The sequence below is a fragment of the uncultured Cohaesibacter sp. genome, assembly GCF_963556055.3.
In the GTDB taxonomy this organism is placed as follows: Bacteria; Pseudomonadota; Alphaproteobacteria; order Rhizobiales; family Cohaesibacteraceae; genus Cohaesibacter.
The window spans coordinates 66,847-89,598 of record NZ_CAUVYE020000012.1; the positions used below are offsets into that span (position 1 = coordinate 66,847).

Below are 22,752 nucleotides of genomic sequence, written 5' to 3' on the forward strand. Positions count from 1 at the left end.
ACGCCCTCTTTTTCGGGGCAATCGTCTGTTGTCACTGACTGCAAGGGTCGCATTGCCTGACTTTGATCGAGAACAACAATATGGCCTGCTTTGACCCCCACGGACGCAAGATCGAGTATGTCCGCCTGTCTGTCACTGACAAATGCAATCTGCGCTGTTTTTACTGTATGCCGGAACATTTCAGGGACTTCACCCCATCATCCGAATATCTCTCCTATGATGAGCTGATCCGCATCATTTCTGCTTTTGCCGAGCTTGGCATATTCCGAGTGCGCCTGACCGGAGGGGAGCCTCTGGTACGCAAGGACCTTGCGGGTTTCGCAAAACAGCTTTCCGCCATTCCCGGAATTGAGGATCTGTCTCTTTCAACCAATTGTGTCCTGATGGACCGGCATGCAGAGGATCTTTTCGAAGCCGGAGTAAACCGGCTTAATGTCAGCCTGGATACTCTGCGCGAAGACCGTTTCCGCTTCATCACCCGGCGAGGAGGAAATCTTGAGTTGGTTCTCAATGGCTTGAAAAAGGCCAAACAAGTCGGATTTTCACCGATCAAGCTCAACATGCTGGTCATGCGCGGTATCAATGATGACGAGGTCATCGACATCGCCAATTATTGCCTGGAGAACGCGTTTTCCCTGCGATTTATCGAGACTATGCCAATTGGGGCAAGTGGTCAGAAAGCAACCGATCATTATATCAATCTGAGAGAAGTTCGCGATCGCCTTGATGCACATTTCAATCTGGTGCCCTCCATCATGCGCGGCGGTGGTCCGGCCAGATATGTCAGGGTGGAAGGGACAAATGTGCATTTTGGTTTCATTACGCCACTATCGCAGCATTTTTGTTCGAGCTGCAACCGTCTGCGCCTGACCGCGGAAGGTACGTTGCATCTCTGCCTTGGCAATACACAGAATTTTGAGCTCAAACCTCATATCCGGCAGGGCATATCCGATGATGGTCTCAAGGGCTTGCTATATGAGGCTTTGGCACTCAAACCCTTGCAACACAATTTTCTCGACAACCCGTCAGAGGTCAACCGCTCCATGTCTGTAACCGGGGGTTAGGGCTCATCCTGTTCCAGCCAAACAGGAACACAAGGCGGCCCAACCCGTGACGAGGACATATTGGCATTCTACCGTCTCTCGCAGAGAGACACATGCCCTCGCACCCGGTTCACGTTCCGATCTTGGCTCTGTGCGGAATGCTCCGATCAGATCCTCTGCCCTGACATGTCAAAAAGATGCGCGCGGGCGCTCTCGAATTTGGCGTCCAGCATGCTGCCAGATCGCACATTTCTGTCATCGCCAAGATCAAGAATGGCGCTGGCACTGCCATGAACCGTGCCATAACCAAAGGTTTGTCCGCCCAGATGTTCGATCAGATCCAGGGTGACGGGAATAGACTGATCTCCTTGCAATCCGAAATGCTCAGGCCTTATTCCGACCTTCACCACCTGCCCGATCTTCACACCGCCTTCCGGTTTGGGGAGCTTGATTTTTGGGCCATCCTCATTGATGAGCTGAAGGTCCAGACCGTCTCCGGTGACACCCATGACTGTTGCCTCGAAAAAGTTCATTGAAGGCGAGCCGATAAAACCGGCCACAAAGGTATTGTCCGGATGGTCATACAATTCGAGCGGCGAACCAATCTGCTCGACCTTGCCATCCCGAAGCACAACAATCTTGTCGGCAAGCGTCATGGCCTCGACCTGATCGTGCGTGACATAGATGATGGTTGATTTCAGTTCCTTGTGAAGTTTTGAGATTTCAACCCGCATGTGAACACGCAGCTCGGCATCAAGGTTGGAAAGAGGCTCGTCAAACAGAAACGCACCCGGTTCGCGTACAATCGCCCGACCGATCGCCACCCTCTGGCGCTGTCCGCCGGACAATGCCTTGGGCTTGCGTTTCATCAGGGCATCCAGTCCCAGAATGCCTGCGGCCTTTTTGACCCGTTTCTGCACCTCAGGCTTGGGCATGCCTGCGCGCTTGAGGGCAAATTCCATATTCTGCTGGACCGTCATGTGCGGATATAAAGCATAGGATTGGAACACCATAGCGATACCGCGTAGAGCAGGTTCGACATCATTCACCCGACTGCTATCGATCAGCAGCTCTCCCTTTGTGATGGTATCGAGCCCGGCGATCATTCTGAGCAAGGTAGATTTGCCGCACCCGGAAGGACCGACAAACACAGTGAATTCGCCATCCTTGATCGAAAGGTCGACGCCTTTGATCACCTCTTGCACACCGTAGGATTTCCGAACGGATTTCAGCTCCAGAGAACTCATTTTTTACCTTCCTCCATGATGGCAAAGCTTACAGATGCAAAACGATCCGATGAGACGGTTACGGTTGAGCTGTCAACTCGCCCCGAAGATCTAAGCCAGAATGCGGCATAGCCACCGCGGAAAATGACATCGGACGGTCCGACAAGATCGACGGAGCCTTCCACTTTGACCGTTATGCGGTCCTGAAAGAATGGCATCCGGTTCCCAGCCTGATCCAACGCCCGAACGGACACCCGGACGCAATCACTGCCATCAGATTGCAGGGTTGAAGCGTCTGGGATGACCTCAAGGCGGTCAGGCAATGGTGCGCAGGCCATTTTGCGTCGGATCACTGGCTCGCCATTGATGTAGCCGACAAACTCGACATCCGCAAAGGCCGCCCCCCAAAGCTCGAATCCGTTCGTGGCATCCTGATTGCCTTTAAATATGACAGGCGGATGGGCCAGGTTCGGAAAACGCTCTCTTTCAGGTTCGCCCACCATATGCTTTTCACCAGCAACAAGTTCTACGCGGTCACAATTTGTCAGCACCATGAGCGGCAGCACTCCGCCAGTACTGCGATTGCCCATTGTCCAGTAGGAAACGGGTTCCATGACAATCCTTTGCTGAGGGTCAATCTGGCTTCCATAGGCATAAGCGGCAAATTTGGGCTGACGATACATGTTCAGCACGCCGTGATGGCAAATCCTGTCACCTGCCCCGAAATCCTTGTGCGTGTTATAGTCGGCAAAGCACCAGCCAATGCAACCTGCAATGTGATCATCGCCATGGGCCGCATTGAGGACTTCGAGATGTCTGAGGACATGTTCGAACTGACGCTCTTCCCCATCTTCTACCGTTGTCGGGTACATGTGCCCGCCATATTCGGTAACCAGATAGGGAACATTCCTGACAAGGCCAGTGACTTCCCTTTGATCGCGCAATGGCACCCTGCCCCGGTTGTTGCCCGGCATGATTTCCTCGCCCAACACGAAGTCATTCATGGTATAGACGTCTTCGAGCATTTCGCTGTTCGGAATGCAGCGAATGCCGCCCGTTTGGCGTGTCCCGTCCAGCTCGTGCGCCAGTGTGTTCGTGCGGCTATAGAAGGAATGCTCGTCACGGGACTCGTTGATCCTCACGCCCCACAAGATAATCGAAGGATGGTTCCAGTCCCTTTCGATCATGGCGCGCACATTTTCCAGAGTCTTGTCTTGCCAATCGGCCCCGCCGATATGCTGCCAGCCCGGAATCTCTTCCAGAACCATCAGACCTATTCGATCGCAGTGGTCGAGGAACCATGGTGACTGCGGATAGTGCGATGTCCTGACAAGATTGAGCCCCAAATCCCGTTTCAGAATTTCGGCGTCCTTTTCCTGTGCGGCTCGCCCCAGAGCGTAGCCGATATTTGGAAATGACTGGTGCCGGTTGAGCCCGACGATCTTGACCTTGCGTCCGTTAAGGAAGAATCCCTCTGGTCGGAATTCCGCCAATCGGAAACCAAAGGACCGCGAAACCCTGTCTTCAGACTGCGAAGCCTTCAGTTCAAGGGACAAGGTGTAGAGTGCTGGATCATCGAGTTCCCAAAGCTGAATGTCCTGGAGACCATCAAAGGAAAAGCGAATGACTTCCCCATTTGCCTCAATCACCTTGCTCTGAACCAAGGAGCCATCAGGCGCCAGAATGTCAGCTGAAATGGTCCCGTCAATCGTGACGGCTTGCGGATTTGCAAGTTTCAGCACAACAGAGACGGAGGGCGCATTCTCGCTCAATCCGGGCGTCTCGATCTTGACATTGTCGATTCGCACGGCATCACTTTCCACCAGCCAGACATCGCGATAGATACCGGCATAGGTCAGAAAGTCTATGGTTCCGCCAAATGGTGGAATATCGGGATTCTCGGCACCACTCAAAATCACCTCAACAAGGTTGCTTCCCTCCTTTAGTCCGCCAGTCAGACGGGCTTCAAACGGCGTGTAACCATCGCTATAGGCAGCAACAACTGCTCCATTGAGCAGGATATGCGCATCCGCCATCGCGCCTTCAAAGCGCAAGAAAACCTCTTTCTTGAGCATTTCTGCGGTTGCAATCAACTCCTTGCGGTAGCGAAATGGACGTTGATAGCTATTGTCATCACAATAATCGTAAGGCAGATCCACAGCATTGTGTGGCAGGTTTACTATTTGGCTTTTCTCGCCATCAATGAAGGTCCAGGCCTTATTGAAACTTGTCGTTTTTCTCATTGTAGACCCTATTTAACAGACCCGAGCATGCCTTGAACAAACTGGCGCTGCATCAGGAAGAAAACCAATATCGTTGGCAAAGTGGCCAGAATGGTTGCAACCATCACAATCGCATAGTCGGGGTAATAGCCTTGCGCGATGGAAGAAATGACCAGTGTCAGCGTTTTGGTGTCATTGGATTGCAGCACGATCAGAGGCCATAGATAGTTGTTCCAGGCGAACATGAAGGTGATGATGAAAGCCGCAGCGAAAGTCGAGCGCATCACCGGCATGTAAACGAAGAGATAGATCTCCCACTCTTTCAGCCCGTCGACTCTCGCCGCATCCCGCAATTCGGAAGGAAACGCCTTGGTCGTCTGACGAAAATAGAAAATGATGAAGGCGGTTGCCAATGTTGGCAGAACAACCGCGAAATGGGTGTCCAACAATCCCGCCTTGGCAAACATCATGAAGAGCGGAATCATCAAGGCAGCAAAGGGGATCATCATGGTCAGCAACAGTGTCGCATATATTCTCTCGCGAGCCTTTGAGCGGAAGATCTCGAAGCCGTATCCCGCCATTGAACACAGGAGCAGAGAGAAAAATACGCTGATACCAGCGATTTTTGCCGAGTTCCACGCCACCAGCGGCAGATCAACGGTCTCGCTGAGCGTGGCAAAATTCGCCAATAGCTGATCGCCAAAACTGACTTTCCCCTTGATGATATCTGCCGATGTGTTGGTCGCTCCGATCAACATCCAGATGAATGGGAAAATGGAGACGAAGGCTATCAGGCTCAGAATGCCATAACGGGTCAGATTAAGCAGATATTTCATCAGTCACGCTCCTGAGCCAGCTTGAATTGCAGGAAGGCCAGAATGGCTACGATCACGACAATCACGTAGGAAACGGTCGCCGCGTAGCCGAAATTCGGCGCAAAGGCGAAAACGAGCTTGTAGATATACATCGACAAGGTAAGGGTCGCGTCTCCCGGTCCTCCGTCGGTCAGGTTCTTGACCTCATCGAACAGCTGCAAGGTGCCGATGGTCGATGTGACCGTGGTGAAAAGAATGACCGGCCTCAGCATCGGCACGGTGATGAACAGGAAACGGTCTTTCGCCGAGACCCCGTCCACCTTGGCGGCTTCATAAATCGAGCGATCAATATTCTGCAACGCGGCCAGATAGAAGATCATATTGTAGCCGGTCCAGCGCCAGGTGATGGCGACAATCACAAGCGTTCTTGCCCAAAAGGGATCATTCTGCCAATCAATCGGCTCTCTTACGAAATGCAAAGCCATCAGCGTCGCATTGACCACGCCATCATAGGAAAACATGCTCTTGAAGAGAATTGCATAGGCTACCAAAGACGTTACCGTGGGAAGGAAAACTGCTGTTCGGAAAAACCCTCTGAATTTCAGTGTTGGCTCATTGAGCGCGGAGGCCAGCAACAGCGCCAGGCTCAACATGACCGGCACCTGTATGGCCAAGAACAACAGCGTGTTGCCAAGAGCAGACATGAAAATCGGGTCGGTCGTAAGGCGAACGATATTTGCAAAGCCGCCAAAATGCGTATTCACACCACGGCCGACCTGAAAGGACATCCATAGGGACCAGAAAACGGGATAGACCATGAAGAGCGCAATCAAAACGAGCGCTGGCAACACAAAGGTCCAACCTGTTATCGAATATCTGGCTTCAGCGGTACGAGCCATATCATTCTCCAGATACATTTCTTTGGAAAGTCATGCTCTCTCACCCCATCAATCACGAGAGAGACCAACAGTTTTATTCACGTTCAAAACCAGACCTGAAGCAAACTGTCTTTGCTTCGGCTGGAGATCCTGCCGAGAAATGCGGGATCCGGGCGGGACCATGAAATCCCGCCCATATCTCTTGGCAGAGAAGTGACTTACTGAATCTGGCCTTTGGCCTGACGTTCAACAGCCTGCAACATCTGATCAACGTCGATCCGGCCTTTCAGATAGGCAGGCAGATTTGATTTAATCGCGTCATGGAACTCGTTGGTATAAGCCCCATAGTTGACCGCCGGGATTTTGCTCATCCAGTTGGAGATATCTTTCCAGATATATTCTCCACCGAAGAAAGCATCCGGGCTGCTGTAAACTTCACCTTCACTGGCGGCAAGCAATGTGCCCACAGCCCCGCGCTCTTTCAGAATATTCTGATACAGACCGATATCCTCGACCAATTCGGTTTTCAGGAAGTCGATTGCTTCCGCTTTCTCTTCGGAGCTTTCAAGCACATACCAGCTTGAGCCACCACGGTTCGAGGCATTGGCAGCACCGTCGATTGACAGTCTCGGCGTCGCAGCAACACCCCATTTACCTGCCTGATCAGCGGATGACTTGACGGTACCGATAATCCAGACCCCGGTTGTCACGCTCGCGGCGTCACCAGAAGTGAATTTGCCAACCCAATCAGCCCAGTCGTTGGCGGGCAGAACTGCGTCAGAATTTGCGAGTTTCTTGAAGGTTTCAAGTGCTGCCGCAAGGGCCTTGTTGCCCACGACATTGATGGAGCCATCCTCTTTTACGTACCACTCTCCACCTGACTGCATGAGCATTGAGATAAAGTCGGCATCACCAAGATCAAGTGCCATCATGGCATGACCGGTTTTGGCTTTGACTGCTTCTGCAATTTCCAGAAAGCGATCCCACGTGATGTCTTTCATGTCATCGGCAGAAAAGCCGGCGTCAGCCAGATAATCGCTTCGATAAAACATCGCCGACGCGCCGGAGTCGAATGGCACACCGTAAATATCGTCCCCTACGGTCATCACGGACACTTTGTATTGGGCAAATGCGGAGTGGTCGATTTTTCCGTTTAGGGGCTCGAAAGCGCCCGGGAAAGACGTGAGATAACGTTGTGCGGAATAATCTTCGATCAGTGTGATATCCGGCAAAACGCCACTCGCACCGGAAGCCAGTGCCACTTGCAACTTCTGCTTCAGATCATCCTGAGAAAAGTCGACAATGTTGAAAGTAGTTTCAGGATGGCTTTTTTGATAGCGCTCGGCTGCCTCTTTCATGATCGCGATATTGAAATTCGGATCCCAGGCCCAGACAGTCACCTCTCCAGCCTGAGAATAGCTCACCGATGCACCGATCGCGGCAACGGATGCAGCCAACAAATATGAAATCTTTTTAAGCATGGTTTCCTCCACTTCATGCAAAAGGACCAACATTCAAACTCCGCAATTGGCGGCGTTAATTTCGGTCTGTTCCGACCATCTCAAAACAGCTTGAAACCCTCCGGTACAGGATCATTTTGGCCGGTGAGCGTCTTCAAAGAGACTCCGGAACTGACCTCAATGTACCTCAAGTAAAATTTTACTGCAATATTAGTTTTGTACTTTTTAGACCATTTGCCCCCATCGAGCATCGGCGTTAAGGCCAATCATGAGGGAGGGCTTTGCGTCTTCCACCAAGCGGGTTCAGGTTGCCGCAGGGCTATCAAATGGGGACCTATTTCGGGCAAAATGATTAGCGAGCTTGCGACTCTATGGATCTTTCGCATAAAGTCGCGCAACGCATGTGCTTCAGATTTTTCGCATATGCTGCTTGCTCGAATGCCAAGTTGCGGAGGAGACGAACGTGGCGACCATCAAAGAAATTGCAGAGCGCGTCGGTTACTCTCTCACCACCGTCTCTCGCGTTCTCAATTATGACAGCTCTCTTTCCGTATCCGAAGCGACCAGACGGCAAATCATTGAAACCGCAGAAGAACTCAACTACACCCCGCCCCGTTTGAGAGGCAAAAGACAACAGGCACCAGATATAACCATCGTGCCGGTATCGCTGGTGCATTTTCTCAATCCTGCCGAAGAACTTGCCGACCCCTATTATATTACCGTGCGGCACAGTATCGAAAAACGATTGCTTGAGCTTGGCTTGAAATTGAACAATCAATGCGTCGCCGATGACGAACTCCCCGCAGCCATCGCAGCCGATGGAGGTGCACTTATTGTTGTTGGCCCACACAAACCATCTTTCATTGACGCTCTGGCAGAACAGTCCATCCCGTGTGTGTTTGTCGATTTTCCGCCAACCCGCAAGGATGTGGACTGTGTCTACCCAGATCTCACCCATGCAATGACAAACCTTATGGATCAGCTTTGGGAGCGCGGCTTCAGATCCTTTGGTTTCATAGGTTCGCGTTCCGGTGGATCAAACCCCAAGAGGCCGTTTCCGGAATATCGTCATGACACATTTCTGGAATGGTTCAGACAGCATGATCTTGAAGAGCCGTCGCTGGTCCGGTTGCAAGACTTGTCTCCTGTGGGCGGTTTCGAAATGGCCCGTGACTTGTTGAGCTCCGGAAATTTGCCTCAGGTTCTTATTGCAGCCAACGACACCATGGCTATTGGCGCGATGCACGCAACGTCCAGCCTCAATCTGAAAGTGCCCGAAGACATCCGCATTGTCGGCTTCAACGACATTCCCGCAGCAGCCCTGACCGAGCCGAGCCTTACAACGGTCAGCATACCGGCCGACGAAATTGGGCGATCGGCTGTGGATCTGTTGGTTGAACGTCTGGCTGGTCGCCAGTTTGCAAAACGGCTTATCTTGACAACCAATATTTGTTGGCGCGAGAGCTGCTGAATGTCCGTGTGAGGTGGCTTTTCTGAGTTCGCAGATCACGAAAGCCTTCGTCTGCGTAGAATGTATGCTCGCCAATCAAAAGGATTACCCCCTTCCAACAAGACAAAAGCCCTCGCAACTGCCTGAGCTGCAAGGGCTTTTTGTGCAAAGTGGTACGCCCTACGGGACAAAGATGGGCACTGGAATATAACGATAAATTACGCCCGGTAGGCCGAAGTTACCCGGATTTGGTAACAGATCGCCTTTATATCGACTGTTTGGGGCAACACATCTTCCATTGCGTCGCAGCATCGGCGGCAGGCGAACTTCGGGTGTGCGGACGTTTGAGACATTGGGTGTTATTGTTTCAATGACTGCTAACAGAATACAGGCTGTAAACCCTAAAACGGAATATCGTCATCTAGGTTTGACGGTTTCAAAGCTTCAGGAAGCGCGCCTGTAGGCAAAGGCTGATTAGTTACTGTAAACAAATTGAGAATGTCATCCCTGTCCATAAACATGATCTGACTTCGTTTGCTGGCATCCAATTTTTGACCGAGCCAGTTCTTGGCCTGCTTTGTGATTTCTCCACCGGCAACGATGAATGCATGATCCACGAGCGCTTTCTTGCTTGTCTCGGGATCAAATATTTCATGACCCAACATCATTAGAACCTGCTGGTATATTTCAGAAATATTTCTATTGTTGCCTTTGCTCATTCCTGCGGCGTCAAGTTTCCCCTTCTTGGCTTGTATTCCAAAATAAAGAATATGCTGTGTCGGCAGGGTATATCGCATCCAAATGTCTTTGCCATATTCTAGCGCTTTGTCTTTGTGCCCTGCTGCTTGAATGCGGTGGTAGCCAAGTTGCCGAAATAGTGGTAGTAGCACGTCCTCTATCAACTCATCTTCCGAGCACTTATTGAGGTAAACGCTAAGAATTTCACGACGCTCTATTTCTTTTGGCGTGAATGGTCGATGAGGGTTCACGGCTTGGGATATCGTTTTTGTGCCAATGTGCCTGATATAGAGCAGATCATCTTCTCCATAATAGGCTTCGAAACCTTCGCGGGAGAACGGCTTGTTGATGTGTTCAAGCGCAAGGCTACGATCGGGGTCATCATCTTCAGCGTCGGCCTTGTGCATAAGAACACGGAAAACATGCACAAACCGCTCAGGTAGAACGTAAGGTCCCGATGATGGTTCCGCCAGCAGTTCAGCAAGTACATTGGAAGTCCACGCCCAACGTGTAGAGCCATCGTGAGCGTAATCCATATCGCATTCTTCGAAGAAGCGCGTGATGTAACTACTAGAGCGGTATATAAAATATGGCGGATCACCGTTTACGGCTTCAGCTAGATCTCGCAAGTTTCTGTCTTTAAACTTCATAAGAGGACCAGTCTGTTGCAGTTTATTGCCTTGCACTCGTAAATCAGACATTCATGTAGTTTACAGCATTTGTCAAATTGGGCTCGAACCGGACTGATGCGGTGCATCATCACCGGAAATGGCTCATCTGTCGCCGTGATTGGTATTCGCGGCCCAAACCTGCCGCTCGATGAAGCTGCTCTGCTGCGCTAAATATTTCTCATAGCGGCCATTCGTTTATTATGCGGTAATATCGTCAGATAATGGTCAATTCGACAGACCGATCAATCAATCAGCACAATTAGCTATCTATCGTTTGGTTCGGTTTTCAGCACGTCCAAGACCGTAGCACTGAAATCGTGAATGCGAGCAAGAGGAATGATGCGGGCGTTGTTTGTAACTATGGGGAAACGACTAACAACAAACGGTTCGATCCTTTCAAAACCTAGGTGATCCCTAAGAAGTTGTTCTCTGGAACTCTCCTTAATGATTGCCCTTTCGTAATAGCGCTCGAGAATTCGATTAGTTTTGATAAAACGCTTTGGATTCAGATCCACCCATGAAGGGTCGACCAAGTTGTTCTTGCACTGTACATTAAAGCAAACGTTATCTCGGGTGGCTATAACATCGAACTCTTTGCGCTTGATCCGCTTGACTGGCAGAATTTTGAAGCCTTGTTTTACAAGTTCATTCTTGATTCGGTCCTCAAATATGAACCCAGACCGAATCTGGAAACGACGCTTTCGATAAAGACAAATATTCTTGTAGTTATAAAGAAATCGTCCTAGCAATGTTACTGAACTACGAATTTCACATCCAGCGCGAACGAAAGGCGCATAGGAATTTAAAGCCGATATGAAGTCGTCGTTGGTGAACGTTAGCAGCAGCCTATTAGAGGCCGACACTCCATTCCTTTCGGCAAGTACATCAAGAAATTTCGGGCTTACGGTAACCCAAAAATCATCTTGTGCTTTGTAGGAAAGCTCTCGGACCAACGCAGCCATTGCTGCGAAAGGTGTATTCTCGAGCCCAAACTCAGCAAAAGCTTCTTCTATGAGAACGATATTATTGCGCAACTCTGTCGCACTAAATACACGGCGAGGAGGAACATTCTCGATCCTTTTGGATTGCAAATATGATGTACGCTCAATTATGGGAACTCTTTCGGCCTCGAGGGACAGTTCGTCCAGAGTGGGATAGCTGTGGGACGCTGTAAACCCTTTCGAACCGACGTGGAGCGTGAAGTCATCATAGAGTTTACTTAGCACCCGCTGCTGCAGCAGCCCGACAATCGTAGTTCCACTTATTTCCGCTTGCGGTAATATCCACGTCAAGGCATCACTGGCAGTCATAGTAATATGACCCCTACATGCGCCAGATCCCATCAAATAAAGCAGACCGACAAAGTGGCGACGCCGTGATTGTAGATAGCCTATAGCATGTCCGACAGTAGCAAGGCCTTGAGCAGCCTGAAGGATACCGTGCATCGCAAAACTCTTCTGCATAGCGGAGAGTTGAATGAGCAGCTTCGCCTGCCGCTGAGCGAAGTCAGCACCATATAGGTATCTTAGATGGTGCAATACGAATTTCAAACGCGGCGAAATATTTGTTTCGGTGAGAATGAGCCCCACCAATTCTCGTTCGAGTACCTCATCATCCAGTTTGCTCGGTAGATTTATGAGTTCCTCAATCGCGCGAATGATTTCTAGCCAGGAATTTACCGCAGCCTGGGGCTCCAACATTGCCAATGCTTTGAGTATGCCGTTGGCGTGCTGGTCAAGCTGGTCTTCGATCAGCTCAAGTGCGGAGTGCCCGTATAAGCTGTAGTTATTCATTCTTGGGTCAATTCTGCATCCTAGAAGCTATCTCGTCCAATACATCCCTATTTTGAAGTTGTTGTGACCACCCTGCAACAAATGAAATATCGTTGGAATCTGGAAGCTTTTCTTTCGGCAGTGATCTAATCTTAATTCTAGCGGGTAATGCGGCTGCTTCTCCGACAAACAATGCTTCTTGTCTGGGTAGAGAAGACAAAATGGAGGTCATGTTGGAGAGGCTGTCAGGAAGAAAACGCTTTACGTGTTGTTGGTCTAAGCTATTTGACAACCGCAAAACGATCCACGAATTGCACTGTGAAATTACAGTGCCTTCAACATCTGCGGGACGTTGCGAAACCAACATAAGGCCTAGGCCATATTTTCGTCCCTCGCGGGCGATGCGGCGCACGGCGTCTTGCGCGACAGCGTATTGTGCTTCACCTCGATCAGGAACATAGCGATGCGCTTCCTCACAAACCAACAAGATAGGATCTCGTTCTCGGCCCTCTCGGTCTTGGGCAAGCTTATACTGAAATAGCAATCTCGCGATCGATGCTGTAAGTGGTCCTGCAACTTCGTTAGGAAGGCCGGAAATATCGATGATTTTGATTTTTGTCTGTAGTTCTCCAGCAATAGACAGAAACTGAGAAAGAACATCAGAAAGTGTCAATGGTCGTTCTTCGTCGAGATGATCGTTTAGGAGAAATGAAATCCTTGTATCAGAACTCAGTACATTTACTTTATCTAGTATTGAAGAGAACTTTTGTTTTGCCCCGTCAGTTTCATCGTCCCATTTTCCTTTAAAGTAACGTTTGGTCTGTAGTTCACTGATATGAGCTACAAATTCTGCCAACCTGAAGGGACGCGGCTTATCTCTATCAAAGTTCGCGATTGCTAGTTTACGTGCAGCCAATTCCGCGGGGTTGTCTGAAGGAATAACTATCGGTTCCTGTGGATGTTGATCCGCTCCAAGCGTCGCAAGATCGATATCTTCTACGGGCAATATCAAGCCTGCTTCAACCATCCGTGCGTGAGTGAGAGCCTTATAAACGATGTTTGATTGTGATGTGGCTTCGTTCTCGGTCTTACCAACAACCAAAGAACGAAACTCATCGCTCGACATAAGCCAAAACGGAAGTTTCAAATTAGTATGTCCAACTGCGGCTTCATTTGGAGCGTCATATGCTCTGTACAGCGACGCTTCCTCTCCAAAGGCGGCAGAATACTCCCCATGAGGATCAATAATGACAATGTGGGGATTGGAAATGCGCCCTTCAACAGCTTGGTGGGCGATCACCGAGTGCAGAATAGAAGCGACCGTACCTGACTTGCCGGAACCGGTGGAACCTAAGATTGCACTGTGTTGACCAAAAAGTTTATCAATATTAGCTCGACATGCAACTCGAGTAGCTCCGACATAGTCACCTATTGCGACATGACAATCTATATTGTCGTCCCGAGCGCTTTCAACGCTTGCGTAGAGCCGTTCCGTTTCTGCTTTTGTCATTAAAAATACAGATTGTAGAGGGAGCGGGTATGTACTTATACCCCGACGGAAATCTAACTTTTGCTCTCTTGGTTGCCACCAAGCTTCTCCGAGTAAATCAGCTTCAATGACTCGCTTGTCAAATGTAGATACAGCGCTTCCAGTTGAGGCTGCAATCGCGGCAGCCTCCTCGTCAGACTGAAGACGTAAAAGACTAACCGTCGCAAAGACAACCTTTCTACCGATATGCAGTTTGATAACACTGCCAAGCTGGCCAACGGAATAACTTCTCCCCCGATAGCCTCTTGTCAATTCTGTAATGCGTTTATCGAGAGCAATCTTGATGGAATTCCCAGAGACTTCGAATACTGTTCCAATCTCAAGGCCTGACTCTACTGCGAATTCTGTCATGCCATTGCCTCCTGAATATCTGTAGGTAGACCACCTGAAAGTATTCCCGTGACACCATCGAACGTCCACCAATCACGTCCACCATCTTTCTCCCAGAACGGGCCACGATCACCGTTATACAGCCCCTTAGTTGAAGCGACGTAGACCCTTTCGCCCCAAGAAGACTTCCTCCAGAAATCAAGGATAGTAGGAAGCGCATCTTTTTCTTCTGAGAATGCAACTAGCGTTAGCTGGCTATCCGGAGCGGACATCGCAACTTCAATGTCCTGATTAATGTGCTCATCTCCGAAGGAATATCCGCAAACCAATAGAACCCTTTCCGAACCATCTGCAAGGTTTGCGCGAAACCGCTGAAACAATGCTGCAAAAGGGTCTAGCTGAGTGTTTACGTATTTTGTAGATTGCGGATAAATTACCACTTGGTTTTTAGGTGCAGGATAAGTGTCATGATGTCTGACTCTAAGAAGCCGAGAAGCACCTTCTTTGGGTGCCACCCAATCGATTGAGCCATGTAATTTGATAATTCTAGCCTTTGAAGCCCGGCTTGTATCGCGGCCATAGCCAGCCCAGAATGCGACTCCTCCACCAGAAAATCCGTCATCATAAGGAATACCACACAATGCGAGAGCATCTTCGATTAACGTGTCATAGTTGGTTGTAAAAAACTCTACTGGCCCGCGCAGTGCTTCAAGTCCAGCCCGACTTTGTCCAAAGACGGCTCTCACAAAACTAAGGTGGTGTTTTACAGTAACGATTGGGTTTTCAGAATTGCCGACATCAGGATCCTCGAGTTCCCCTTTCTCGTTCCAATTCTCACGGTAACCCCACCGGATTGTATCAGAAATAATCTCCAAAAGCCCGTGGTGTAACTGCGTCAGAGTATCAAAGCTGACTTTTTCACCCCCCAGCTGTACAGTGTGATCGCGAGAGCGTGTCGACATTGAGATCAAATCGGCCAAATGAGTCAAGAAAACCTCTATGTGCGCTTCCTTTTCGATGTCTCCTGCAATAAAATTAATTACGGAGAGTAATTCATCCTCATCTTTGAAGAACTCTGTCCTTGCCAACGCCAATACTCGCCTTGTTAGCGGATACATCAAGGGAATATTGGACATGAAGCTAGCGCCAGCGGCTAGAAGCCATGTTTGTTTCGGCGTCCGAATTGCTTTTTCAAACTGTTCTGCAATATCGATGGCTTCGTCCGACATTTACCCCTCCCCCAAAATTGATGATTGTTCCAACTCTAGGGCATCTTACCTGCAATACAACTAAAAGCTGCTTTTTAAAGGGGATATCTGACTGTTCCCATCAAAACTACTTTCGCACTTGTAGAGCAAGATATGGCTATCGCCGCAATTGGCGTAACAACAAACGGTGCAGACATCCTGCGATTGTCTTCTTCGACCCGCGGCATTGTAGATCTCGCAGCAGCAGGAAATGTCAGCAATCCGCCCGAACCGGCAGCCTATGCCTAAATACGCCTCCAGGTCCCTTGAATGGTCGCTTTGACCTGCGGCGTCAAAGATCTCGCATCTGACAGAAATGGCAGCTGGTTTGGGAAGAATGGCGAGCAAGAAATCCCTGACCCCACCATACCAATCCTCAGCGATTGAAATCATCATTGATCAAGGCTGTCTTCAGCCAGCCATGATCCCGCCTCCCCGATTTGAGTTGGTCAGAGAACCGTAAATCTTCAGCTCCAAATTATTTTTAAATTCGATTTTTATTTTTCGAAAACGGACTCACTTCCCCTGCAGAGAGACGATCTGATCGTCTGATCCTGCAGTCCGGATTCATATTGTCGGTATCCCGTCTCTCTTCAAACGTGATTTGATCAGGAGACGATACATGCATTTTTGCTCTCGAAACCATAGCAACCAAGTCGGTCAAGACTACTCCGGCAGATGGTGGTCATTTGGAAACCACCCCCGCATTATCCGCAAGTTCGGCAAGGATTGTTTTGCCGGACAGCAAGGTCAAAAGCGACCCCAACCGGATTGCCGAAACCATCATCTGGCCGTAACGACAGCCTTCCAACACCGCGAAAATCACAAGCATCTGATCCTCCAACCACACACAAGAGCGGGGGCAGATGTATGAGTGAAAAGAAGACAGCAAGGAAACCCGTGTATTACACGGGGCCTTGCGAGGGGAGGCAAACCTCCCCTTCGAACCCCACCGACAGCGCATGTGTAAACCACCGTACCAAGGTGATTACAATACGCTGCACAGCCGCGGAAAAAGAGAAGCTTATCGCCTCGGCCAAGGCCCAGCGCAAGTCGACTTCGGAGCTGTTGCGTGATGCGTTGGGGCTGATCGAAAGCCCCAGACGCACACGCCGACCACCTCCGAAAGTCGACCAGAAGCTTCTCGTTGCAATCCATGCCATTGGCACAAATTGCAACCAGATTGCCCGCGGCATAAATGCTGCGCGTCGCCATGGCGACATGCGCCAACTCGACGCGATCGACATCCTCACCACCCTTGTCTCTCTTGATCGGCAACTCGCATCCATCCGCCTGTCTCACTCCAAAAAGGAGGTCGGCAATGATCATTGATATTTTCGACGCGGGTCAGGGTGGCGGCGCAGCTCCGGTTAATTATCTCATAGCGTTAGATGGTTTGGCCTATGATAAAATTCGCAACATTCTCCGCGATGAGAATGGCAACGTGATCATCAAACGCCGAGATCCGCCGCCAGACATTATGCGTGGGGATCCCAATATAACGCGCGACTTGATCGACAGCTCCCCGTTCAAATGGGCCTATGTATCAGGCGTTGTTGCTTTTACGCCAGAAGATAATCCGACTGAAGAGCAACAACAGGTCGTGATGGACGAAATTGAAAAGCTGTCGTTCGCCGGCCTCGAACCCGAACAATATAATATTCTCTGGGTCAGGCACACGCACGAAGGCAAGGTCGAGCTGCATTTCTGTCTGCCTCGCCTCGAGCTGATATCGGGTAAATCGCTCAATCCGTGCCCGCCAGGGTTTGAAAAAGCCTTCAACAGCCTGCGCGACGTGCTGAACAAGCGCCATGGCTGGGCGGATCCTGAAGACCCTTCCCGCGCCAGAGACCTAAAGATTGTCAAGGAAAGCCCAAGCAAGGCCAAAATGCGGGATGAGATCCATAACTGGATTGTGAGCGAGATAGTCGCCGGGACCATCAACGACCGGTCAGAGATGATCGAAGCCCTGATGAAAGGTGGCTTTGAGGTCCCACGCATCAAGAAAAAATTCATCACAGTAAAATTACCCGCATTCAAAAAAGGCATCCGCATGCAAGGAGGAATATACCATGAAGGATGGACAAGAAACGAGGCCATTGCACGAGCAATTGCTCAGGCAGCAACAGGAGGCGGAGAACCGCCAAAAAGACTTGATGACATCAGCCTCGCAGAGCTTCAAGAAAGACTTGGACGACATATTGAACGACGCACAGAATACAATCAAAGCCGGTATCCAAGACCTCACGAGCGAATTCGAGGCGGAATTGAACCAGGAACGGAGCGAGAAGCAACAGCATCTGACCCAAAACGAGGAGTTCCAGGAAAACCTGTCAGATATCCTGACGATGATCTTCAACAAACAGACGAAAACTACGAAAGCTTTGGATCAATTGGGAACGCAGATGAAGAGACAAAAGATGATGGCGGCAGCGGCGATCCTCTTAATGCCGGTGATCTTCTGGCTTCTGGTGCCGACCCAGCAGGACCATCTGCAGCAAGGCAAACCAATGTCCCTCCACCTGCCAGGCCGATATCTGATCATGGATATCAAAACCGGCGAGATGGCCAACTGCTTGATGCTGCCGACCGGTCGACAGCCTCAATGCTCGAAAGTGGAGTTTTGACCGATGCCTCAAAACCATCAAGATATCAGTCAACCCACCTTGCTGACGCCACTCGAGCGCGAGTTGATGTCATCCATCGAAGAATTAGTGACACAATTGAACGGGCCCAACGAAGAGCAGAGAAAAGCACTGCGGGATACCGTCAACTTGCTGATAGAACGGCAAGAAGCGCTCGAAGCCTCATTCAAGGCCTTTCAAACATGTCAGATGGCCTACAACGTTGCCTTGATTGGCTGGGCTGGCGATCCGAACGACCAGAAAAGTCGGGCCCGCTTGTCTCAAGCGTTCAAGGCTCTGGAAAGCCTCGAGCAAGCCGCTTCGTCGGAATAATCATGAAAATTTACGAGCTTCGACAACAGCGACAGCGAGCGCAAGAAGAACGAGCGAAAAGGAAGCACGCCCGCTCCTTTGACCACCTTGATGCGGCCGAATTCGAACGCCGAATTGATCTGGAGACAGGTGAGATCATTGACGGTGACGATTATGTTGCTGACGCCAGCAACCACGACAATCGGCCACCGGTGGGCCGAAAAGCTGGGAACAATAGCGGTCACACGAACTCCGCCGCGCCTGCGCCTCGTCGCGAGCTCCACGGTCGGATGACAGAGCAAATGGCGCAAACTGAAGAATCTCGACCGCCACGACGTACAGCCCCGGTCTCGCAACCCACAAACGATAAACGGCAGGCTCCGCCTGTCAAATCATCGAGCGCTCAGGCCCAAAGCAAACCCACCGGCGGTGAAATCCCCCCTAAAAAACGCCGCCGCGACAGAGGATATGAGCGGTGATGTCTTACGAAACGGAAGAGGGAGATATCGACCAATCTGCTTTCATGAGGCGATCCGGGTGACGCCACATTCAACCCGATTGGTCTGCAAAACAGATGGGAGGAATGGATAGGCGGAGAACCACATAGGAATAGAAAATCCATGACCACCGCCAATAATTTATCCACGAAGCACGCCAGCAACTGGCAAGACTCTGTCAGCTGTGGCGACATTGTTGCCTTCGAGATGCCTTCAGAGCATTTCGACAATCCTCCACAACCACCCAAGAAGGCATTGCCATGGCTCATCGTTGACGAGGCAATCTATGTCGGCACCCGTTATCTGACTCTCGCACGGGGACATGACATCGGGACAACTTTCAACCACGGACCCCAAATCCGCGTCGAGCATTCTGCCGCCTTTAGTGCTGCAGGTCTCACGCAGCCGACAGTCTACAATCTGCGTGGCCTTGTGATTGTCTCTGTCAACCATGAAGGCTTTGCACTCAACAAGGGTGGAACACCAGTCCTTGGTCGGTTGGTTGGTGACGAGCTCGTTCAGTTGGAACGCCTTAGAGCTCTTATCCATGCCACCAACGTTGAGCGCGCAGAAGGACGAGCCGATATGCTCAAACGACAAGCCCCGCTTGCCAAGAGATCTGGCCACCAAATGTCCGGGATGATTATCCCAGCGCCGATTGCCATCCCAAAACCCGATCCCCAGCAGTAGCCACAGTGTGGTCTGAGATTTGTCCGACCAGCCACGGTGTCGGCCGGACAAATCACCAACCCATTCATTTTGAAAAGGATGACTATATGCCCCTTATACCTGAAACCTATCGCCACAATATTTCGCTTCTCGTCGATCAGCGCTCGACCGATGCCAGCCGCATCCTCGATATTGGAGCCGATGCAATCTGCGCGGCTAGACAGGCGTTATCCTCTTTGCCCGATATTGCAGTCGGCGATATTTTCGACGACATCAGGCCATTACATGCCCTGATCGATGCTGTCAGCAATCGCCGTGTTCTGGATCGGCAATTTGACGAAATTGTCGACGATTTACTTGAAGCACTACCTATCCTCGACGCGGACGATCCTTTGGCTTCATCCTACGCCAGTGTCCGCGCTGATCTGCAAGAAGCTCAGTATTTTGCCAATCGATTTCTGGATCTATTGGCCGCCGAGGCGCAACACGCTCAAACACGCAGCTCGCGTTGAACGCAACATCGGCATCCATTCGACCTCGCCCATTCTGCGGGCGAGGACCGAAACGGCCACAAGCTCAGTAGCCTCACAATCCCAATACCAACAACCGCCTATAGTCAGGCATGCATTTCAGGAGACAATTGGTCATGAAAGACCTTTTCATCAGCATGGGATCATTCATTTGCGTCCAGAATTTCGTCGAAGGACCGTTGCAGTGCAAAACACTCCAACCTGACGAAGTCGCCAGCATAATCGCTTCCACAAGAGCTGAGGGTGGCAAGATCAAGGGCTATTTCGATTTCAATTCCGAACTATCGGAAGAAGAAGATCAGCGCCTCCATCAACTCCTCGTCGCCTTCGAAGCAGCAACGGGAACCCGGCTCAGCGAAGATGACTTCTTCTACGACAGTGACGAAGACGACGATCATTTCCCGAGAATAAATTACGTTCCAACCGTGACTGATACCTGCAGCATGCTGGTGGTCGAATATTTCATCCCATATAGGCCTGACGAGGACCTTAAAGAATCTGGATTGAGTGACCGGTACGCAGTTTCGGCGGATGGCATGTCTTTCTGCCTCTTCGAAACACCATAATAGCCAGCCTCAAGTCAGGTGGTGACCTGACCACATCGGGTCTCTCGGCCGGCTCGAAGAACTGCAATCGCCAAAGCATCGCAGCCAAAAAACATGGATTTTGAAAATTCATGTTTTTTGGCGGGACGACACCATGCCCAGAAGGCTGGACGTTTCTAAATCCTCTGAGCGCGGTCATGAGCTTTTATGCAGGGCCCACTTTCTGAAAATGTGCCAGAAAGAAAATTGCTCAACCATTTCAGCACTTTGCGCAGGAATGGAAGAATGTGTTTTGATTTCCAGCCAAACGAACCCATGTCGTCGGATTCACGTTTTTTTTACCAGAAGCCAAAATCTGCCAAAAAATCTGACCAAAAATCGACCCCTACAGCAAAAGCAGTTGCCTGCCTTGATAGCAGGATCCTGATTTTCCGAATTTCTGGCTCAACATGCGGCCTGCATGAAACTCACCCGCGTCGAATCCAGCACAACTGGAAAGAAGGACGGACTTTATTCAAACAATTCAATAGCTTGAATAAAAATCGAAGAAAATATTTTTAAATTTTTCAAACGGACTCACTTCGTTGATGCCCTGTCGGCGCCTGAAAATCGCTGCCGACAAAACATCAAACTCGGTTTGTCCTTCAATGTCATCAAGTCCGAAACCAGAAAATTTGGATTGTTTACATCAGCCGACAACCACGGCAGATGCGAAAAACGCATTGAACTCGGCCGGTCACAGAGAGCAGCCAAAGAATAGCAGCCTGACCGTCACCAGTGACTGGGCAGCATCTTTCGAAGTGACCGAAGAAGAAATTCAGTTGATTTTGAACCACCTCGATCGCGACCTTCAACGGATCATGGGAGAATGACGATGACAGATACAAAGATCAGGAACTGCGCTTTATACTGTCGAGTGTCGACCAGTCGTCAGGCGGAAAAAGACCTTTCTATCCCTGATCAACTTCGTCATGCAAGACAGTATTGCGAGCAGAGAGACTGGGAACTAGTAAGAGAATTCGTCGAACCCGGGGCTTCGGCAACAAATGATCATCGCCCGGTTTTCCAGGAACTCATCGCCTTTGCCTGCCGCTCTGATAAACCGATTGATGCCGTGCTCGTGCATTCATTCAGCCGTTTCTTCCGAGATGACTATGATCTCGAAACATATCGCCGTCGGCTGCAAAAGCATGGCGTGTCATTGATCTCAATGACGCAGGAAATTGCCGATAGTCCGCAAGGCGATCTCATCCGCAGTTTTATCACCAAATGTGATGCCTACCACTCCGCGGAGACAGCAAAACACACGACGCGGACCATGCTGGAGAATGCCCGTCAAGGATACTGGAATGGCGGGAAGCCGCCATTTGGATATTGCACAATAGAGGCGGAGAAAAGGGGAGACCGGGTCAAGAAAAGACTCGCCATTGACGAGGACGAAGCCACATTGGTGCGTAGGATCTATGACCTATACATAAATGGAGAAGGCGTCAGTGGGCCACTGGGCGTGAAAGCCATTGTCAATCATCTCAATGATAGAGGCATCAAGCGTCGAGGAAAGATGTTCTACGTGAGCCACGTTCACGACATCTTGCAACGAACAATCTACACCGGTACCCACTACTTCAACCGCCTGGACAGCAAGACACGGGAAATCAAACCGCGTGAGGAATGGATTCCCGTTGATGTGCCTCCAATCATCGAACAGGTTGTGTTCGATAAGGTGCAGAGGACATTGGAAGACAAGCGTCCCCAAAACACACCGCCACGGGTGGTCAGCGGACCAACTTTGCTTTCGGGTCTCCTGAAATGCGCCACATGTGGCGGCAGCATGGTTTTGAGGACCGGAAAAAGCGGTCAATATCGCTATTATGCCTGTTCTACATGCGCCAGAAAGGGGAAAACAGCTTGCCCGGGCAGAAGCATTCGCATGGACTTCATGGATGACATGATCCTGCAAGAACTGGCCCAAAAGCTTTTTACCCCGGAACGGCTCTACCTAACTCTTCAGGAAATCATGGATCGTTCGAACGGTGGCAAAGAAGCTCTTAAACAGAAGCTGGCCCAACTCAAGAAAGAGCATTCTGCAAAAGCGGCCGCGCTTTCAAACCTGTATGCAGCGATCGAAGAAGGTCTCATTGACCTTAATGATCCGCAGCTCAAGGAACGCATCA

At 50.3% G+C, this 22,752-nt stretch carries 21 protein-coding genes and 1 pseudogene; 11 read left to right on the plus strand and 11 right to left on the minus strand.

All coding sequences use genetic code 11. The annotated features are described in order from the left end of the window. The first annotated feature begins 80 nt into the window (after positions 1-80). Positions 81-1,064, plus strand: coding sequence for a GTP 3',8-cyclase MoaA (gene moaA, locus ACHZB8_RS06665; RefSeq protein ID WP_316859482.1), 984 nt, complete (start codon positions 81-83; stop codon positions 1,062-1,064). A 146-nt stretch (positions 1,065-1,210) separates the two neighbouring features. Here moaA and ACHZB8_RS06670 read toward each other — a convergent pair whose 3' ends face one another. The 5 genes from ACHZB8_RS06670 to ACHZB8_RS06690 form a co-directional block, all read right to left on the minus strand. Next, entirely contained in the window at positions 1,211-2,290 is a 1,080-nt protein-coding gene (locus ACHZB8_RS06670) for a sn-glycerol-3-phosphate ABC transporter ATP-binding protein UgpC (RefSeq protein ID WP_316859483.1), read from the minus strand. Continuing rightward, on the minus strand, positions 2,287-4,512 hold the full coding sequence (locus ACHZB8_RS06675) for a glycoside hydrolase family 2 TIM barrel-domain containing protein (protein ID WP_316859484.1): 2,226 nt from the start codon (positions 4,510-4,512) through the stop codon (positions 2,287-2,289). Before ACHZB8_RS06675 ends, ACHZB8_RS06670 begins: the two co-directional genes overlap by 4 nt. An 8-nt stretch (positions 4,513-4,520) precedes the next feature. Continuing rightward, on the minus strand, positions 4,521-5,327 hold the full coding sequence (locus tag ACHZB8_RS06680) for a carbohydrate ABC transporter permease (protein ID WP_316859485.1): 807 nt from the start codon (positions 5,325-5,327) through the stop codon (positions 4,521-4,523). Then, positions 5,327-6,205 (minus strand): sugar ABC transporter permease, encoded by an 879-nt coding sequence (locus ACHZB8_RS06685; RefSeq protein WP_316859486.1) that lies wholly within the window; start codon positions 6,203-6,205, stop codon positions 5,327-5,329. The genes ACHZB8_RS06680 and ACHZB8_RS06685 overlap by 1 nt, the downstream gene beginning before the upstream one ends. A 197-nt stretch (positions 6,206-6,402) precedes the next feature. Continuing rightward, positions 6,403-7,665, minus strand: coding sequence for an extracellular solute-binding protein (locus ACHZB8_RS06690; protein WP_316859487.1), 1,263 nt, complete (start codon positions 7,663-7,665; stop codon positions 6,403-6,405). A 442-nt stretch (positions 7,666-8,107) separates the two neighbouring features. Between ACHZB8_RS06690 and ACHZB8_RS06695 the strand changes: the two genes are divergently transcribed. Continuing rightward, positions 8,108-9,115: a LacI family DNA-binding transcriptional regulator gene (locus ACHZB8_RS06695; protein ID WP_316859488.1), complete on the plus strand. Its 1,008-nt coding sequence runs from the start codon at positions 8,108-8,110 to the stop codon at positions 9,113-9,115. A gap of 380 nt (positions 9,116-9,495) precedes the next feature. Here ACHZB8_RS06695 and ACHZB8_RS06700 read toward each other — a convergent pair whose 3' ends face one another. The 4 genes from ACHZB8_RS06700 to ACHZB8_RS06715 all read right to left on the minus strand — a co-directional run bounded on the left by ACHZB8_RS06700 (position 9,496) and on the right by ACHZB8_RS06715 (position 15,383). Then, positions 9,496-10,533 (minus strand): hypothetical protein, encoded by a 1,038-nt coding sequence (locus ACHZB8_RS06700; RefSeq protein ID WP_316859489.1) that lies wholly within the window; start codon positions 10,531-10,533, stop codon positions 9,496-9,498. A gap of 233 nt (positions 10,534-10,766) precedes the next feature. Then, on the minus strand, positions 10,767-12,296 hold the full coding sequence (locus ACHZB8_RS06705) for a hypothetical protein (protein WP_316859490.1): 1,530 nt from the start codon (positions 12,294-12,296) through the stop codon (positions 10,767-10,769). 7 nt (positions 12,297-12,303) lie between these two features. After that, positions 12,304-14,175: an ATP-binding protein gene (locus ACHZB8_RS06710; protein ID WP_316859491.1), complete on the minus strand. Its 1,872-nt coding sequence runs from the start codon at positions 14,173-14,175 to the stop codon at positions 12,304-12,306. Then, positions 14,172-15,383, minus strand: coding sequence for an SIR2 family protein (locus tag ACHZB8_RS06715; RefSeq protein ID WP_316859492.1), 1,212 nt, complete (start codon positions 15,381-15,383; stop codon positions 14,172-14,174). Before ACHZB8_RS06715 ends, ACHZB8_RS06710 begins: the two co-directional genes overlap by 4 nt. 132 nt (positions 15,384-15,515) lie before the next feature. On the opposite strand from ACHZB8_RS06715, the gene ACHZB8_RS06720 reads away from it, so the two are divergent. Beyond that, positions 15,516-15,650, plus strand: a complete 135-nt coding sequence (locus ACHZB8_RS06720) for a hypothetical protein (protein ID WP_316859493.1) — start codon at positions 15,516-15,518, stop codon at positions 15,648-15,650. A 436-nt stretch (positions 15,651-16,086) separates the two neighbouring features. On the opposite strand, the gene ACHZB8_RS06725 is transcribed toward ACHZB8_RS06720, so the two are convergent. Then, complete coding sequence (locus ACHZB8_RS06725) at positions 16,087-16,233, minus strand: hypothetical protein (RefSeq protein ID WP_316859494.1); 147 nt, start codon at positions 16,231-16,233, stop codon at positions 16,087-16,089. A 38-nt stretch (positions 16,234-16,271) separates the two neighbouring features. Between ACHZB8_RS06725 and ACHZB8_RS06730 the strand changes: the two genes are divergently transcribed. Then, positions 16,272-16,733, plus strand: a complete 462-nt coding sequence (locus ACHZB8_RS06730; RefSeq protein ID WP_316859495.1) for a plasmid mobilization protein — start codon at positions 16,272-16,274, stop codon at positions 16,731-16,733. 214 nt (positions 16,734-16,947) lie between these two features. Here ACHZB8_RS06730 and ACHZB8_RS06735 read toward each other — a convergent pair whose 3' ends face one another. Further along, positions 16,948-17,214 (minus strand): hypothetical protein, encoded by a 267-nt coding sequence (locus ACHZB8_RS06735; protein ID WP_316859496.1) that lies wholly within the window; start codon positions 17,212-17,214, stop codon positions 16,948-16,950. A 259-nt stretch (positions 17,215-17,473) separates the two neighbouring features. On the opposite strand from ACHZB8_RS06735, the gene ACHZB8_RS06740 reads away from it, so the two are divergent. From ACHZB8_RS06740 to ACHZB8_RS06770, 7 genes and pseudogenes are all read left to right on the plus strand, one after another. Then, a complete protein-coding gene (locus tag ACHZB8_RS06740; protein WP_316859497.1) occupies positions 17,474-18,028 on the plus strand; it encodes a hypothetical protein in 555 nt (184 codons plus the stop codon). A 3-nt stretch (positions 18,029-18,031) separates the two neighbouring features. Then, on the plus strand, positions 18,032-18,358 hold the full coding sequence (locus ACHZB8_RS06745) for a hypothetical protein (RefSeq protein ID WP_316859498.1): 327 nt from the start codon (positions 18,032-18,034) through the stop codon (positions 18,356-18,358). Between the two features lie 599 nt (positions 18,359-18,957). Further along, a complete protein-coding gene (locus ACHZB8_RS06750) occupies positions 18,958-19,524 on the plus strand; it encodes a hypothetical protein (RefSeq protein ID WP_316859499.1) in 567 nt (188 codons plus the stop codon). An 86-nt stretch (positions 19,525-19,610) separates the two neighbouring features. Then, a complete protein-coding gene (locus tag ACHZB8_RS06755; protein WP_316859500.1) occupies positions 19,611-20,015 on the plus strand; it encodes a hypothetical protein in 405 nt (134 codons plus the stop codon). 134 nt (positions 20,016-20,149) lie between these two features. Next, complete coding sequence (locus tag ACHZB8_RS06760; protein ID WP_316859501.1) at positions 20,150-20,599, plus strand: hypothetical protein; 450 nt, start codon at positions 20,150-20,152, stop codon at positions 20,597-20,599. Positions 20,600-21,165: 566 nt separating this feature from the next. Beyond that, on the plus strand, positions 21,166-21,450 hold the full coding sequence (locus ACHZB8_RS06765; protein ID WP_316859502.1) for a hypothetical protein: 285 nt from the start codon (positions 21,166-21,168) through the stop codon (positions 21,448-21,450). A 2-nt stretch (positions 21,451-21,452) separates the two neighbouring features. Further along, a pseudogene (locus ACHZB8_RS06770) lies at positions 21,453-22,532 on the plus strand (recombinase family protein); the annotation flags it as partial. Between the last annotated feature and the right edge of the window lie 220 nt (positions 22,533-22,752).